Source organism: Methylobacterium nodulans ORS 2060 (assembly GCF_000022085.1).
Lineage (GTDB): Bacteria > Pseudomonadota > Alphaproteobacteria > Rhizobiales > Beijerinckiaceae > Methylobacterium > Methylobacterium nodulans.
This window is the reverse complement of the sequence record NC_011892.1, coordinates 292200-306397: the sequence shown is the minus strand read 5'-3', so window position 1 is coordinate 306397 and position 14198 is coordinate 292200. Positions and strand designations below refer to the sequence as shown.

12 protein-coding genes are annotated in these 14198 nt (G+C 69.9%); 10 read left to right on the top strand and 2 right to left on the bottom strand.

Translation table 11 applies throughout. The features are described from left to right. Positions 1–22 precede the first annotated feature (22 nt). From MNOD_RS37665 to MNOD_RS37630, 8 genes are all read left to right on the top strand, one after another. Entirely contained in the window at positions 23–892 is an 870-nt protein-coding gene (locus tag MNOD_RS37665) for a branched-chain amino acid ABC transporter permease (RefSeq protein ID WP_015934190.1), read from the top strand. Beyond that, positions 889–3468, top strand: a complete 2580-nt coding sequence (locus tag MNOD_RS37660; protein ID WP_015934189.1) for a branched-chain amino acid ABC transporter ATP-binding protein/permease — start codon at positions 889–891, stop codon at positions 3466–3468. Before MNOD_RS37665 ends, MNOD_RS37660 begins: the two co-directional genes overlap by 4 nt. Further along, positions 3468–4304: a sugar phosphate isomerase/epimerase family protein gene (locus MNOD_RS37655; RefSeq protein ID WP_015934188.1), complete on the top strand. Its 837-nt coding sequence runs from the start codon at positions 3468–3470 to the stop codon at positions 4302–4304. The genes MNOD_RS37660 and MNOD_RS37655 overlap by 1 nt, the downstream gene beginning before the upstream one ends. Then, positions 4301–5212: an NAD-dependent epimerase/dehydratase family protein gene (locus MNOD_RS37650; protein ID WP_015934187.1), complete on the top strand. Its 912-nt coding sequence runs from the start codon at positions 4301–4303 to the stop codon at positions 5210–5212. The genes MNOD_RS37655 and MNOD_RS37650 overlap by 4 nt, the downstream gene beginning before the upstream one ends. Positions 5213–5228: 16 nt before the next feature. Further along, complete coding sequence (locus MNOD_RS37645) at positions 5229–5651, top strand: cupin domain-containing protein (protein WP_015934186.1); 423 nt, start codon at positions 5229–5231, stop codon at positions 5649–5651. 14 nt (positions 5652–5665) lie between these two features. Further along, complete coding sequence (locus MNOD_RS37640) at positions 5666–6628, top strand: NAD-dependent epimerase/dehydratase family protein (RefSeq protein WP_015934185.1); 963 nt, start codon at positions 5666–5668, stop codon at positions 6626–6628. Between the two features lie 70 nt (positions 6629–6698). Further along, a complete protein-coding gene (locus MNOD_RS37635) occupies positions 6699–7409 on the top strand; it encodes an SDR family oxidoreductase (protein WP_015934184.1) in 711 nt (236 codons plus the stop codon). Between the two features lie 8 nt (positions 7410–7417). Continuing rightward, complete coding sequence (locus MNOD_RS37630; protein ID WP_015934183.1) at positions 7418–9157, top strand: FAD-dependent oxidoreductase; 1740 nt, start codon at positions 7418–7420, stop codon at positions 9155–9157. On the opposite strand, the gene MNOD_RS37625 is transcribed toward MNOD_RS37630, so the two are convergent. After that, on the bottom strand, positions 9135–9788 hold the full coding sequence (locus tag MNOD_RS37625) for a GntR family transcriptional regulator (RefSeq protein ID WP_015934182.1): 654 nt from the start codon (positions 9786–9788) through the stop codon (positions 9135–9137). The genes MNOD_RS37630 and MNOD_RS37625 overlap by 23 nt on opposite strands. A 362-nt stretch (positions 9789–10150) precedes the next feature. On the opposite strand from MNOD_RS37625, the gene tcuA reads away from it, so the two are divergent. Together tcuA and tcuB are read left to right on the top strand one after the other, a co-directional pair. Next, positions 10151–11539: an FAD-dependent tricarballylate dehydrogenase TcuA gene (tcuA, locus tag MNOD_RS37615; RefSeq protein WP_015934181.1), complete on the top strand. Its 1389-nt coding sequence runs from the start codon at positions 10151–10153 to the stop codon at positions 11537–11539. After that, on the top strand, positions 11526–12722 hold the full coding sequence (gene tcuB / locus MNOD_RS37610) for a tricarballylate utilization 4Fe-4S protein TcuB (RefSeq protein ID WP_015934180.1): 1197 nt from the start codon (positions 11526–11528) through the stop codon (positions 12720–12722). Before tcuA ends, tcuB begins: the two co-directional genes overlap by 14 nt. Before the next feature lie 248 nt (positions 12723–12970). Here the strand turns inward: tcuB and MNOD_RS37605 are convergent, their stop codons facing one another. After that, positions 12971–14146 carry a tyrosine-type recombinase/integrase gene (locus MNOD_RS37605; protein WP_341874501.1) on the bottom strand — a complete coding sequence of 392 codons (1176 nt, stop codon included), beginning with the start codon at positions 14144–14146 and terminating at the stop codon, positions 12971–12973. Positions 14147–14198: the final 52 nt, after the last annotated feature.

Genomic DNA, 14198 nt, shown 5'->3' with positions numbered 1-14198 from the left:
CCTCTCCCGACCGGAGTAGGTCATGCTCGACGCTCTCGTCTCACAGACCGCCAACGGGCTGGTTCTGGGCTTCATCTACGTACTGATCGCTGTCGGCCTGTCGATCACCTTTGGGTTGCTCGGGGTGATCAACTTCGCCCACGGCGCATTTTTCGCGCTCGGCGCCTACGTCGCGTGGCAGATGTACCAGGTATTCGGCTGGCCCGCGGTGGTGCTCGCGCCGCCGATCGTCGGCCTCGTCGGCATGGCGGTCGAGGTCACGATCATCCGGCGCCTCTACGGTAAGGAGCCGCTCCTCAGCCTGATCGTCACCTTCGCGCTGGCACTCCTGATCGAGGCACTTATCCGCTTCGTCTGGGGCGCCGACGGCAAGCCGTTCAACCCGCCGCCGGTCCTCGTCGGCATCGTCGAGGCGGGTCCTCTGCTCATTACGACCTACCGTGTGGCCGTGCTCGTCGCCACGACCGCGACCCTGCTAGGGCTGTGGGTGTTCCTCGCCTTCACGCCCTACGGCCGCATCCTGCGGGCGGGCAGCCGAGATCCCGAGATGGTGGAACTCCTCGGCATCAACCTGCCGCGGGTGCTGACCGCGGTCTTCGGCCTCGGCTGTGGGCTCGCAGCGATCGCCGGGGTGCTGGCGGCCCCGCTCTGGACCGTCTCGCCGTCCATGGCCGCCAGCGCCGTCATGCCGGCTTTCGTGGTCGTGGCGATCGGGGGCCTCGGCTCGTTCCGCGGTGCCGTGGTGGCCGGCCTCGCCGTCGGGGTCGTGATGTCCCTGACCATCCAGTTCAAGGCGGAGGCGGCCGCCGCATCGATGTACGCCCTCATGTTCGCGGTGATGCTCCTGCGCCCCCGCGGCCTGTTCGGCGAGCGTTGGGAGCGTTTCGAATGAGAACCGGACCATCCGCATCCCGCCGGCTCTGGGAGCATCCGATTGTCGTCCTGACGGCGGTCCTGCTCGCGGCCTCCGGCCTCGCCCTCGCCTGGGGCATGCCGATCCAGCGCATCACGCAGATCGCCATCTACACGCTCTACGGCGCCGGGGTGAACTTCCTCATCGGCTATCTCGGCCTAGTCCCGTTCGGCGCGTCGTTCTTCTTCGGCTGTGCCGGATATGCGCTGGCGATCACCTCAGGCGCGCTTGGCGGCAGCGAGATCAGCGGCCTCGTCATCGCGGCGGGTTTCGCTCTGATCCTCGCCGCCCTCGTCGGGTCGGTGATCCTTCGCCGCCGGGGGCTGTACTTCTCGCTCCTGACGCTCGCCTGCTCGCAGATCGCGTTCGAGGTCGCCTTCAAATGGACATCGGTCACCGGAGGCGAGAATGGCCTGCAGAACGTCCTCCGGCCGCTGTTCCCGAGCGCCCTGGCGTTCCACGCCTTTACGGTCGCCGTTGTGCTGGGGCTGCTCTGGGGGCTGTGGCGTCTCGCCCACGCGCCCTTCGGCCGCCTGATGCAGGCCTTGCGCGACAATGAGCAGCGCGTCGTCAGCCTCGGCTACGACACCTACCGGACAAAGCTCATCGCGCTCACCATTGCGGGTGGTGTCATCGGCGTCGGCGGTGGACTCATGGCGCTGCTGCTGCAGGGTGTCTACGCCAACAACCTCGACTGGCAGCATGCCGGCGACGCCGTGCTGATGGCGGCGCTTGGCGGCGTCCACCACTTCCTCGGACCGCTGTGGGGCGCGATCGTCTTCATCGTCCTCGAAGATCGCCTGAGCGCGATCACCGAGAACTGGTGGCTGATCTTCGCGCCGCTGATCATCGTGTTCGCGCTGCTGTCGCCGGAGGGCATCCAGGGCATCTTCCAACGGTTAGTGGGCCGCAATCGCTGGACGCTCACCCGCGACGGAATTCCCGAGCGGCCGGCCCGGATCGTCCCATACGCGCCAGGTGGCGCCGTGACGGGGCGGGACGGCGGCACGCCGATCCTCGTGGTCCGGGGCCTGTCCAAGCGCTTCGGCTCCATCGTGACCCAGAACGACGTCTCGCTCGAGGTAAGCCGGACCGGCCTGCACAGCCTCATCGGCCCCAACGGCGCTGGAAAAACGACCTTCTTCAACCTGCTGACCGGAATCATCCGGGCCGACGCCGGCAGCATCCAATTCGAGGGCCAGGAGATCGGCCGGCTGCCGCCGCACCGCCGCGCGCGGCTCGGCCTCGCCCGCTCCTTCCAGATCCTCAGCGTCTTCCCCCACCTCACCGCCTTCGAGAACGTGCGCATTGCCGTGCAGGCGGCGGAAGGGCACTGGTACGGGTTCTGGCGCGACGCCTACGACGACGAGGTCGCCAACGGCCGGGTGTGGTCGCTCCTCGACGCCGTCGGGCTGGCCGGGCGCGCGGACGAGCTCTGCGCCTCCCTCTCCCATGGCGAGAAGCGTCTGCTGGAGATCGCCGTGTCGCTCGCCACCAACGCCAAGCTCCTGCTGCTCGACGAGCCTCTCGCAGGCCTGGCGGAATCGGACCGCAAGGTCGTCAGCGCGCTGATCCGGCGGCTGGCGCAGTCGCACGCGATCCTGCTGATCGAGCACGACATCGACCGCGTGCTGGCGATGTCCGACCGCATCACGGTGCTGCACCAGGGCCGCCTGATCGCCGACGGAAAGCCCGCCGAGGTTGCCCGCAACCCGGACGTCGTCACGGCGTATCTCGGGCGAGCCCATGGTGCGCCGCCGCGCCGGGTCGGCCAGATGGCCACCCCGCCTGTGCCCCGCCCGGCCGCTGCTCCGCTTCTGCAGCTGGAGGGCGTCAGCGCCGGCTATGGCGGGGGTACGGTTCTGGACGGCGTGAGCCTGACCGTCCAGGCCGGTGAAGTGGTGGCACTGCTGGGCCGCAACGGCGTCGGCAAGACCACGCTCTTGCGCACCATCACCGGCACGCTGCCGGCGAGCGCCGGCCGGATCCTGCTGGACGGTCGGGAGATCGGCGCGCTGCGCCCGGATCAGATCAACCGGCACGGCATCGCGCTGGTGCCCGAGGGGCGCCGGCTGTTCCCGAACCTGACCGTGCAGGAAAACCTGAAGCTCGCGATGCGGCCGGGCGGCACCTCGCAGGAGGAGATCTGTGACCTCTTCCCGAAGCTCCGCGTGCTGATGCGCGCCCGCGCCGAGAACCTGTCCGGCGGCGAGCGTCAGATGGTGGCCATCTCGCGTGCCCTGATGATGCCGAGCCGGCTCATCCTCCTCGACGAGCCCTTCGAGGGGCTGGCCCCCGCGGTGGTGCAGGAGGTGCGCGAGGCGGTGGCCAAGCTCACTGCCCGGGCGAGCCTCATGATCGTCGAGCATCATGCCGAGAGCGTGCTGGCCATGGCGGACCGGGCGTACGTCCTCGTGAACGGGCGGGTGGCCTTCGGCGGCAGTGCCGGAGAACTCGCAGCCGATACTGCCCTGCAGGAGCGGCTGCTCGGCGTTGCCCAGGTTTCGGAAAGCGTCGCGCCGCGCGACGGCCTGATGATCGAAGGAGCCGCATGATGGCCGGTGCCATCGGGATCAACACCTACAGCTACATCTGGACGGTTCCGGCCGCGGAGAGCGTCCGGCGCCTCGCGGACCTGGGCTATCGCACCTTCGAGCTGGTGATCCATCCGGGCCACCTGCCCCTCGACGGGTTCTCCACGGCCGATCGCCGGCACCTTGTCGCCGTGCTGGACGAGGTCGGCGCGACAGACTGCGCCCTCAACTTGCCGAGCCTCGACCACAACCTGGCGAGCTCCACCCCACGGGTGCGGGCCGCCTCGGTGCAGATGTTCCGCGATGCGATCGACCTTGCCTCCGACCTCGGCATCGGCTGGCTCGTCACGGTCCCGGGGCGCATGAGCCCGCTGTTTCCACCGGGGATCTCTGAACGCACCGCCTGGATGCGGGAGAGCATCGAGGCGCTCCTGCCCCATGCCGAGGCGCGAGGCGTGGGGCTGGCGGTGGAGAACATCCCGATCGCCGCATTCCCCGACGCCGCCTCCCTCGGCGATTTCGTGCGCAGCTTCGCCTCGCCCAAGGTGGCCGCCTGCTACGACGCGGCCAATGCGCACTTCATCGGCGAGGATCCGGTCGCCGGAATGCACAGCCTGTCCGACTGCCTCCGCATCCTGCACCTCTCCGACACCGGGCGCACCGTCTGGCGGCACGATCCGGTCGGGACCGGCACCGTCCCGTTCGCGGAGGTGGCGCGGGCCGTGACCTCCATCAACTTCACGGGGCCCTGTATGCTGGAAATCATCGATCCAGAGCCGGAGGCCGCGATCCTGCGCAGCCACGACATCCTGGCCGCCCTCGGCTGCGAAGCGTGGCAGAAGGAAGCCCAGGCATGACCCGGCGCGTTCTCGTGACCGGCGCGGCCGGTCTCCTCGGGCGCTTCGTCGTCGACGAACTGCTTGCTCACGGCGCCTTGGTGCGCGGCCTCGACCGCCGGGCCGGTACGGCTCCGATCGAGTGGCACGTCGCCGACGTCACCGATCCACAAGCCGTGGCGAAGGCGGTTACCGGGACGGACGCCGTCCTGCACATCGCGGCGGTGCCCAACATCTGGTCCGGCGACGGCCAGACCATCATGCGGGTGAACACGCTGGGCACCTACACGCTGCTGGATGCGGCCGAGGCAGCGGGCCTCAAGCGGTTCGTGTTCTGCTCGAGCGACTCCGTGGCCGGCTACACCGTGCGCGAGGGCCGCATGCTGGCCCCGCTCTACGCGCCCCTCGACCTCGACCATCCCTTGCGCGCAACCGATCCCTACGGGGTCAGCAAGGTGCTCGGCGAGGATCTCGCCCGCGCCCATGCCTATCGCGGCATGGCGGTCGTGGCGCTCAGGACCGTCTTCGTCGCCTATCCGGAGATGGCGGGCGAGATCATCGCTCGAGCAAGGGACCCGGAGAACTATCGCGGCCCTGCGGTCGGCGGCCCCTCATCGGCCGGCGGCGGCCCGCTCCACCACCACATCGACCCACGTGACCTCGCCCGCGCCTTCCGGCTCGCCCTGGAGCTGCCGCTGGAGCCCGGCGCCTTCGAGCGCTTCTACCTCTCGGCCCAGGTGACGCTGTCGCCGGAGCCGACCCTGGACCGGCTGCGCCGCCTGCACGGCAACGACGTCGAGATCCGTCAGCCCGAGATCTACGAGCGGCAGCCCTTCGCTCCCCTCTACGACCTGACCCATGCCGCCGACCGGCTCGGCTTCCTGGCCGAGCACGACCAGCGCCACCTCGTCACTGATCTTCCCCAATGATCCTGAGGAGCCTCCCATGGCAACCGTCATCAAGGAACCGAACGCCTTCGCGCACGCCACCGCGGAGAAGCACGCCGTGACCCGCAACCTCGCCGAACTGCCGTGGGTGCAGTACCCGGGGCACTTCAACCAGGCCCTGTCCAAGGCGATCGTCACGCCTGAGACCGTCGGCAGCCGGTTCTTCGACCACCGCATCTCGTCCTATGAGCCCGGTGCCCACGTGGAGAGCCACTCCCACGCGGTGCAGGAGCAGATCTACCATGTGCTCGCAGGCGAGGGCGTCCTGATCGTTGATGGCGAGCGTCGGCTCGTCCGGGCCAACGACGTCACCTACATCCCGCCGGGCGTCATCCACGAGTTCCACTGCACCGGGACCGATCCGCTCGTCTTTTTGGTGATCACGAGCCCGCCGACCGACGAGGAGCCGCAGCCGCGGTGACCAGGAGCAATCGGATGTCGAAGACAATTCTGGTCACGGGCGGCTGCGGCTGGCTGGGCAGCGAGATCGTCCGGACGCTGCTCGCCCGTGGCGATTCCGTTGTGGCGACCGATCTCGCGATCTCGCCCGCCCTGTCGGCGCTTCTCGCCCGGGAGCCGCGGCTCGCCGCGGCAGCGGCCGACCTTGGCGAGTGGCCGCAGGTGCTGCGGCTGTTCGAGCAGCATCGGGTGGATGCGGTGATCCACGCGGCCGCGATCGTCGGTGTCGTTCAGGCCGCCGACATTCCCCTCAAGGCGCTGCGCGTCAACGTCGAGGGGTCGATCAACCTCTTCGAGGCGATGCGGCTGCACGGGGTCAAGCGCGTCGTGCACGTCAGCACGGAGGAAACCTACGGCGATTTCCAGGCGCCGATCATCGACGAGGAGCACTCGCAGAAGCCGGTCAGCGTCTACGGGCTGACCAAGCTCGCGGTCGAGCATTACGGGCGGGTCTACTCGCGCGAGTCCGGGCTCGAATGCATCAACGTGCGCACCTGCTGGGTCTACGGGCCGCATCTGCCACGCCTGCGGCTGCCCCGGACCTTCATCGAGGCGGCCTTGCGCGGCGAGGCCTTCCACCAGCCCGACGGCGGCAACTTCGCCGTCGATCAGGTCCACATCTCCGACACGGTGGCCGGCATCCTGCTGGCCCTCGACAAGCCGCAGCATCGCTTCGATGCCTACAACGTCGCGACCGGCGCCGCCCCGAGCATCGCCGACACCGCCGAGGCGGTGAATCGCGCCATCCCGGGCGCGCGCATCACCGTGGGCGATTGCGGGCCGTACTACCACGGCGGCTCCGTGCTCAGCGCCCGGAAGGGCGCCCTCGACATCCGCCGCGCCGAGGTCGAGCTGGGTTACCGGCCCCGCTACGACATCCAGCGGGGGATCGAGGCGACCATCGCGGTGACGCGGGGGGAGCCGGTGCCCGCCTTGTGACGCGAACGGGCGCGCCGGATATCGATGCGCCCGCCAATGCTCCACTCGGTCGCCGCATCAAGGCCATGTCATGACAGCTTCTTCTTCCATCGCCCTCGTGTTCGGGGGCTCTCGCGGCATCGGCGCCGCCTGCGTCGACGTCCTCGCGGCCAGCGGCTGGCAGGTCGCCTTCACGTATGTCAGCCGCGCCCCCGAAGACGCTCCGCACCGGCACTATCCCGCCGACATCCGCGACGCCGCCGCCGTGGCGCGGGTCTTCGACCGGGTGGAATCCGATCTCGGCGCGGCCCCCACGGCCATCGTGGCGAATGCAGGCATCAACGTCCCGGCCGCCCCCATGGCGCAGTTCGACCCCGACAACTTCCGCCAGCTGGTCGAAGTCAATGTGGTCGGCGCCTTCAACATCCTCGCCGAGGCGGCCCGGCGGGTTCGGGATGGCGGCGCCATCGTGGCGGTGACGACGTCGCTCGTGCGCCACGCCGTGCCGGGAACCGGCCCTTACACCGCCAGCAAGGCGGCGGTGGAGAGCATGGTGCGCGCCATGGCCAAGGAACTCGCTGGCCGCCGCGTCCGGGTCAACGGCGTGGCGCCGGGGCCGGTCGACACCGACCTCTTCAACGCCGGCAAGACCGAGGAGGCCAAGCAGCGCATGGCGGCCTTCAGCCCCTTCAACCGGATCGGCCGGCCCGAGGAGGTGGCGCAGGTCGTGCGCTTCCTGCTCTCCGAGGAGAGTTCCTGGGTCCACGGTCAGATCGTGCAGCCGAACGGTGGCATGGCGTGAGCGGGACTATGGACAGCGCATGGGACGTGATCGTCGTCGGCTCCGGCGCCGGCGGTCTGACAGCGGCCAGCATCGCGGCAGCAGAGGGCTGCTCGGTGCTCCTGGTGGAGCAGGCCCCGGTGGTGGGCGGAACCACCGCGATCTCGGGCGGGATGGTCTGGATCCCGGGCAACGGCAAGGCCGCGCAGAGCCCCGACCGCCTCGAGGCTGCCCGGATATACCTGGAACACACGGCGCCACCCGGCGACCGGCAGCGGCTCGAGGCCTTTTTGGCCAGCGGTGCGGATGCGGTGCGGGATCTCGAGGCACGGACCGCGCTCCGGCTCCAGCCGGTTCCGACCTATCCCGACTACTACCCGGACCTGCCAGGGGCGACCTCCAGCGGCCGGGTCCTGGAGCCGGAGCCCTACGACGCCGGCCAGCTCGGTGATGCCTTCGCGCTCCTGCGCGACCCACTACCTGAGTTCACGCTGTTCGGCGGCATGATGATCAGCCGCCAGGACATCCCGCATCTGAGGCGCGTGGGGCGCTCCTGGCGCTCCGCTTGGCACGTGGCAAAACTGCTGCTCCGCTACGGGGCGCAGCGCCTGCGTGCGCGCCGCGGAACGACGCTCTATCTCGGCAACGCACTCGTGGCGCGGCTGCTGCAATCCGCCCGTGACCTCGGGGTGACCATCCGGACGCGAACCTCGGCCGAGCGCCTCGTCACCGACCGTAGCGGCCGGGTCGCGGGCGTGGAGCTGGTGGATGGCGAGGGCCGCCGCACCACGGCCCAGGCGCGGCGAGGGGTCGTCCTCGCGACGGGCGGGTTGTCGCACGGCGGCGCGATGCGCGCCTCTTACGTGCCGACCGCGGCCGGCACGCTGACGGCCACCGTCGATCCCGGCAAGGCAGCGCGTGGGGCGCGGCTCGCCACCGAAGTGGGCGCGCGCCTATCCGAGCCGACGGAGCAGGGGGCGTTCTGGGTCCCGGCCTCGACCTTCACCCGCCGAGACGGGAGCCGCGGGGTCTTCCCCCACACCGTCACCGACCGGGCCAAGCCCGGGCTCATCGCGGTCGGGAGCGACGGCCGCCGCTTCGTCAACGAGGCGGTCTCCTACCACGAGTTCGTCCGTGCTCAGCTCGCGAGCGCTGGCCGGGCCGTGCCGGCCTGGCTGCTGTGCGACCGCCAGTTTCTCTGGAAGTACGGGCTCGGCAAGGTGAAGCCGTTCACGCGCTTCCCCGGGGCCGACATCGCGAGCGGCTACCTGAAGCGCGGATCGACCCTGGCGGACCTCGCCGCAGCGATCGGCGTCCCGGCGGCTGCGCTCGCCGACACGGTCGAGACCTTCAACCGGGATGCGAGGTGCGGCGAGGACCCGGCTTTCGGCCGCGGGCGCGACATCTACCAGCGGCACCTCGGCGACGCCGACCACGCTCCCAATCCGTGCGTGGCGCCAATTGAGCACGCTCCGTTCTACGCGGTGGCGGTGTGGCCGGCCGATCTCGGCATGTCGGCCGGCATCGTCACGGACGCGCAGGCCCGTGTGCTCGGTGCGGACGGATCGCCGATCCCGGGCCTGTTCGCCTGTGGCAACGACATGGCCTCGATCATGCAGGGCGCCTATCCAGGGCCAGGCATCACCCTCGGCCCGGCGCTCACCTTCGGCTGGATCGCCGGCCGGGGGGCCGCTTCGGCGCTCCGCGAGCAGACCGAGCAGCCGACCGCGGGTGAGCCGGCGGCGCTCAGTCCGACTGGTACATCCTGATCCGCGTCTTGAAGGAGGCGCGGATATGGGCGCGGGCGGCCTCCTCCGCGCCATCGCGGTCATGCACCCGGATCCGCGCCACGATGGCCGCGTGCTCGTCGACGGCTGGCTCCGCGCGGCCCGGCTCGGCGAGGGTGGTGCCGGCAAGCAGGACCAGGGACAGGCGCATGTTCTCCAGCATGCCCTGCAGGAAGCGGTTGCGGGCGCAGGCGTGGATCTGCCGATGGAAGAGCCGGTTGGTCCGCGCGAGGATTCTCGGATCGTGGGTCAGCGTGCGGTCGCGGGCGACCATCTCTTCCAGCACGTCGATCTCGGTGTCGCTGGCGTGGGTGGCTGCGAGGCGAGCCGCCATGCCTTCGAGCACCTCCCGCAGGTCATAGAGCTCGGTCACCTGCGCGTATCCGAGCTTGGTGAGCGTGGCGCCGCGGTGCGGCTCGTGCGTGACGAGCCCATGGGATTCGAGCCGCGCCAGCGCCTCGCGGATCGGCGTCCGGCTGATCGCGAAGCGCTCGGCCAGCTCCGCCTCCCGCAGCCGGGTGCCCGGCGTCAGCTCCCCGTCCTCGATGGCTCTGAGGAGAAGTTCGTACGCGCTCATGCCGTTCGGCTGATCCGCGGGCTTCCACACATTCATCCTGACCGCCTCCGCACTGGCCACGCACGATAATCGATCGCGGAAAGCCGCACGCGTATTCTGTTGCATACAATAGCATACAATGGCATGGATAGCACACGCGTTGCGTTCGGAGCCGCAGGCACGAAGCACCGGGCCCATGCCGTCAGCCGGCTCGAGAGAGGGACGAATGGCAGCCATCGACATCGACGCGAGCCATCCGGGGTTGCGGTCGCGTGCGAGGGGCATCCTGCCTGCGCCATGCGGCAGCCCAGCGGACGTCTTCGGCACCGCGACCCTGCCCGTCTCGACGAGACTGATCGTCCGCTGCGCTGGCGCATGCGGGATCGATCGGTTGCTCACCCCTCGGAGGGCGCTCTGACATGAGACCGACATCCCAGCGCTACGACGTCCTGGTCATCGGCGGCGGCAACGCCGCCCTGTGCGCCGCCATCAGCGCCCGGCGGGAAGGGGCCTCAGTCCTCGTTCTCGAGGCCGCCGACGCCTTCTGGCGCGGCGGCAACACGCGCCACACCCGCAACATGCGGTGCGCCCACGACACGGCCACCGAGATCCTCACTGGCCCCTACACCGAGGAGGAGTTCTTCGAGGACCTCCTGCTCGTCACGGGCGGGCGCACCGACGAGGATCTCGCCCGCCACATGATCCGCGAATCGAAGGAGATGCTGACCTGGATCGAAGAGCAGGGCGTGCGCTGGCAGCCGTCCCTCGGCGGCACGCTATCGCTCGGCCGCACGAACTCGTTCTTCCTCGGTGGCGGCCGCGCGATGCTGAATGCGCTCTATGCCACCGCGGAGCGGCTCGGCGTCGAGGTCCGCTACGAGGCCGAGGTGACAGACCTCGAGATCGAAGACGGGCATTTTCTTTCCGCCACGCTCCGCGACGGGGAGCGGATCCGCGCTGGCACGCTGGTCGCGGCAGCGGGCGGCTTCGAATCCAACATCGCGTGGCTGAAGCGCTACTGGGGTGAGGCGGCCGACAACTTCCTGATCCGCGGTACCAGCAACAACAAGGGCACCATCCTGAAGCTGCTCCTCGACAGGGGCGTGCAGGAGGTGGGGGACCCGACCCAGTGCCACGCGGTCGCCATCGACGCACGCGCGCCGAAATATGACGGCGGCATCATCACCCGGCTCGACTGCGTGGTATTCGGCATCGTCGTGAACAAGCACGCTCAGCGCTTCTACGATGAGGGCGAGGACATCTGGCCCAAGCGCTACGCCATCTGGGGCCGGCTTGTCGCCGCCCAGCCCGACCAGATCGCCTACATCATCTTCGACGCCAGCTCGCTCGAGCTGTTCATGCCGTCCCTGTACCCGCCCATCCAGGCGCGAACGATCCCGGAACTGGCCTTGGCCCTCGGGCTCGACCCGGATGCGCTCGCCCGCACGGTGGCCGACTTCAACGCCGCCGTCCGGCCCGGCACCTTCGACGACAAGATCCTCGACGATTGCCGCACCGAGGGACTGACCCCGCCGAAGTCGCATTGGGCGCGGCGCATCGAGACGGCGCCATTCTACGCCTATCCGGTCCGGCCGGGCATCACCTTCACGTATCTCGGCACGCGGGTGGACAAGCAGGCTCGCATGATCATGGCGGACGGCACCCCGGCCGCGAACATGTTCGCGGCCGGCGAGATCATGGCCGGCAACGTGCTCGGTCAGGGCTACGCGGCCGGCATCGGGATGACCATCGGGGCCGTTTTCGGCCGCATCGCCGGACGGGAGGCCGCGCGCCATGCTCGCAACTGACACCAAGACCTCGGGCACCACCGCCCACCACGCGAGCGCTGCCCTGGCCGAGGCCGACCGCCTGATGACTGTGTGCAACTCCTGCCGCTACTGCGAAGGATTGTGCGCGGTCTTCCCGGCGATGGAGATGCGCCGCTCATTCTCGGACGGCGACCTCAACTATCTCGCCAATCTCTGCCACTCCTGCGGCGCCTGCTTCTATGATTGCCAGTTCTCGCCGCCACACGCCTTCGACGTGAACGTGCCGCGGGTGCTGGCGCAGGTGCGTAACGAATCCTACGCGCATTACGCGTGGCCCCGCGCCCTGGCGCCGCTATTCGCGCGCAACGGCACCGCTATCGCGCTGATCACCTCGGCCTGCGTGGCCGCCTTCCTGTTCGGGTTCATGGCCCTGAACGACCCGAAGGTGATGTTCGGTGCGCAGCTCGGCGAGGGCGCGTTCTATCGGCTGATGCCGCACAACGCGATGGCATTCCTGTTCGGTGCGGCGTTCCTCTACGCCCTCGTGGCGCTCGGCCTGGGGCTTCTCCGCTTCTGGCGCGACATCGGCGAGACGCGGGCGACGCTGCAGGACGTTGGCTACAATTGGCAGGCGACGCAGGACACCCTGCGGCTGCGATATCTCGACGGCGGCGGCGCCGGCTGCATGAACCAGGACGACAACCCGTCCAAGGACCGCCGCCGGTTCTATCATCACCTGACCTTCTACGGCTTCATGCTGTGCTTCGCCTCGACCTCGGTGGCGACGCTCTACCACTACCTGCTCGGCCGCGAGGCGCCCTATCCCTGGTGGGACCTGCCGGTCGTGCTCGGCACGCTGGGCGGCATCGGGCTGGTGATCGGGCCGCTTGGCCTCCTGCGCGCCAAGGCGGTGCGGGACGAGACCATGCGGGCGCCGGAAGGGCGTGGGATGGAGAACGCCTTCACCCTCATGCTGTTCGCCCTCGGCACGACGGGGCTGGCGCTCCTCGTGCTGCGCAGCACGCCCGCGATGGGAACGCTGCTTGCGGTGCATCTCGGCGCGGTGTTCGGCTTCTTCGTCACCATGCCGTACGGCAAGTTCGTCCACGGCCTGTACCGCTACGCGGCGCTCGTCCGCTTCGCCAAGGAGCGCAAGGCCCTGCACGGCCCGTCTCCCGCCGAGTGCGCCGTCGCCGTTCCCAACCCCAAAGCCGGGCGGTGAGGGTCTCGCCAGCCGACGAGGGCCGGACCTCCTGCGCCTGTGCAGGATGAACCGGCTTGAGCGGTGCCGAATCGTCCTGACGAATACAGCACGGAGGAAATGGATGCAGGTCACGGGCATGTTGCACGGCGCCAAGCTCTTGCAGTTCGCCGGCTTCCCGACGGCCGAGGTGCTCGGCCCGGACACCAGCGAGGAAGAGATCAAGGGCCTGATCGACCGCCACGGCTCGATCTTCATCAAGCCGGTGTTCAAGGGCGGCGTCGGCAAGAAGGGCAAGGCCGGCCTCGTCGGCCGCGCCTCCGACCTCGGGACAGCCCTGCGCGAGAAGGAGCGGCTCTACTTCGTCGAGCACTGCCACGGCGCGCCGCCTGCTGCACCGAGCGATGCTGGGACAGCCGCATCGCCTCCGGCAGCGGCACGCCCTGCCGGCCCGCCTCGGTCATGAACCCCGAGCGCAGCCCGTGCGCCGAGAACAGCGCCGGGTCGAGTCCGGCCCGCGCGCAGCGCGCCTTCAGGATCGCGTTCACGCCCTGCGGATCGAGCGCCGTGGCGCCCAGCCGGCCCCAGCGGTCGATGCGCCGGAACACCGCGCCCGCCTCGATCCAAGCCGCCGTGAGCCAGTCCAGCAGCGCCTGGGCGGCCCGCCCGATCACCACCACGCGCGCATCCTCCTCCGCCGTCGTGGTCTTGGTGCGCCCGAGCCGGATCGTGATCTTCGGCACCCTGGGACTGTCCGGATCCGCCGGATCCAGGAGGACCGGCGCCTCGCGCACGAGATCCTCGACGCGCAGGCCCGCCACCTCGGCCCGCCGGCGCCCCCCTGAGGCGAAGGCCACCAGCAGCAGCGCCCCGTCACGCCGGTCGACCAGCTGGTGGTCGAACAGGCAGGTCGCGAGCAGCTTTTCCACGACCGCAACGGTGACCGGCCGCGCGCTCTTGCGGGTGCGGGGCCGCCGGCTGGCGCGCACGGCAAGCGAGAGGGCGGTGCGCAGGCGTGGCGCCTTGAATGGCCCGTCGAGGCCGCGGAAGCGGTGCAGGGTCGACCAGTGCGCGAGGCGCCGGCGCACGGGGGCGACGGCGTGCGGGCCCGCGACCCGCAGCAGGCCGCGGGCGCGCAAGTCGTCGGACACTGGGGCGGGCATGCCGTGGCGGGGATCGCTCTCGCGCTGGACCGGATCCCAGAGGTGGTGGGCGACGAACTTCAGCGCCAGGGCTTCGGTCGCCGGCCAGGGCAGGGGGTGGCCGGTGGCGGCCCGGCACCAGGCTTCGAGGTAGCCGAGGTCGGAGGCGAGCGCCCGCAGGGTGTCGGCGCCCATGCCGGTGCGGGCGAGGTGCTTGAGGGTGGCGGTGTCCTCGTCGGTGAGGAGGGCGGCGAGACGTTCGCGGGCGTCGAAGGGCAGGATCCCGGCCAGCGCGTCGCGCACGTGGCGGCGATGATCGACCGCATCGCCATGCAGGTCCGCGTCGAGAAGCGCG

Bases quoted from the DNA above. Each gene is read 5' to 3' on its own strand.
- MNOD_RS37630 (WP_015934183.1), top strand. From the start codon at position 7,418: ATGGACAGCGCATGGGACGTGATCGTCGTCGGCTCCGGCGCCGGCGGT.
- MNOD_RS37655 (WP_015934188.1), top strand. From the start codon at position 3,468: ATGGCCGGTGCCATCGGGATCAACACCTACAGCTACATCTGGACGGTT.
- MNOD_RS37635 (WP_015934184.1), top strand. From the start codon at position 6,699: ATGACAGCTTCTTCTTCCATCGCCCTCGTGTTCGGGGGCTCTCGCGGC.
- MNOD_RS37650 (WP_015934187.1), top strand. From the start codon at position 4,301: ATGACCCGGCGCGTTCTCGTGACCGGCGCGGCCGGTCTCCTCGGGCGC.
- MNOD_RS37645 (WP_015934186.1), top strand. From the start codon at position 5,229: ATGGCAACCGTCATCAAGGAACCGAACGCCTTCGCGCACGCCACCGCG.
- MNOD_RS37665 (WP_015934190.1), top strand. From the start codon at position 23: ATGCTCGACGCTCTCGTCTCACAGACCGCCAACGGGCTGGTTCTGGGC.
- MNOD_RS37625 (WP_015934182.1), bottom strand. From the start codon at position 9,788: ATGAATGTGTGGAAGCCCGCGGATCAGCCGAACGGCATGAGCGCGTAC.
- tcuB (WP_015934180.1), top strand. From the start codon at position 11,526: ATGCTCGCAACTGACACCAAGACCTCGGGCACCACCGCCCACCACGCG.
- MNOD_RS37640 (WP_015934185.1), top strand. From the start codon at position 5,666: ATGTCGAAGACAATTCTGGTCACGGGCGGCTGCGGCTGGCTGGGCAGC.
- tcuA (WP_015934181.1), top strand. From the start codon at position 10,151: ATGAGACCGACATCCCAGCGCTACGACGTCCTGGTCATCGGCGGCGGC.
- MNOD_RS37660 (WP_015934189.1), top strand. From the start codon at position 889: ATGAGAACCGGACCATCCGCATCCCGCCGGCTCTGGGAGCATCCGATT.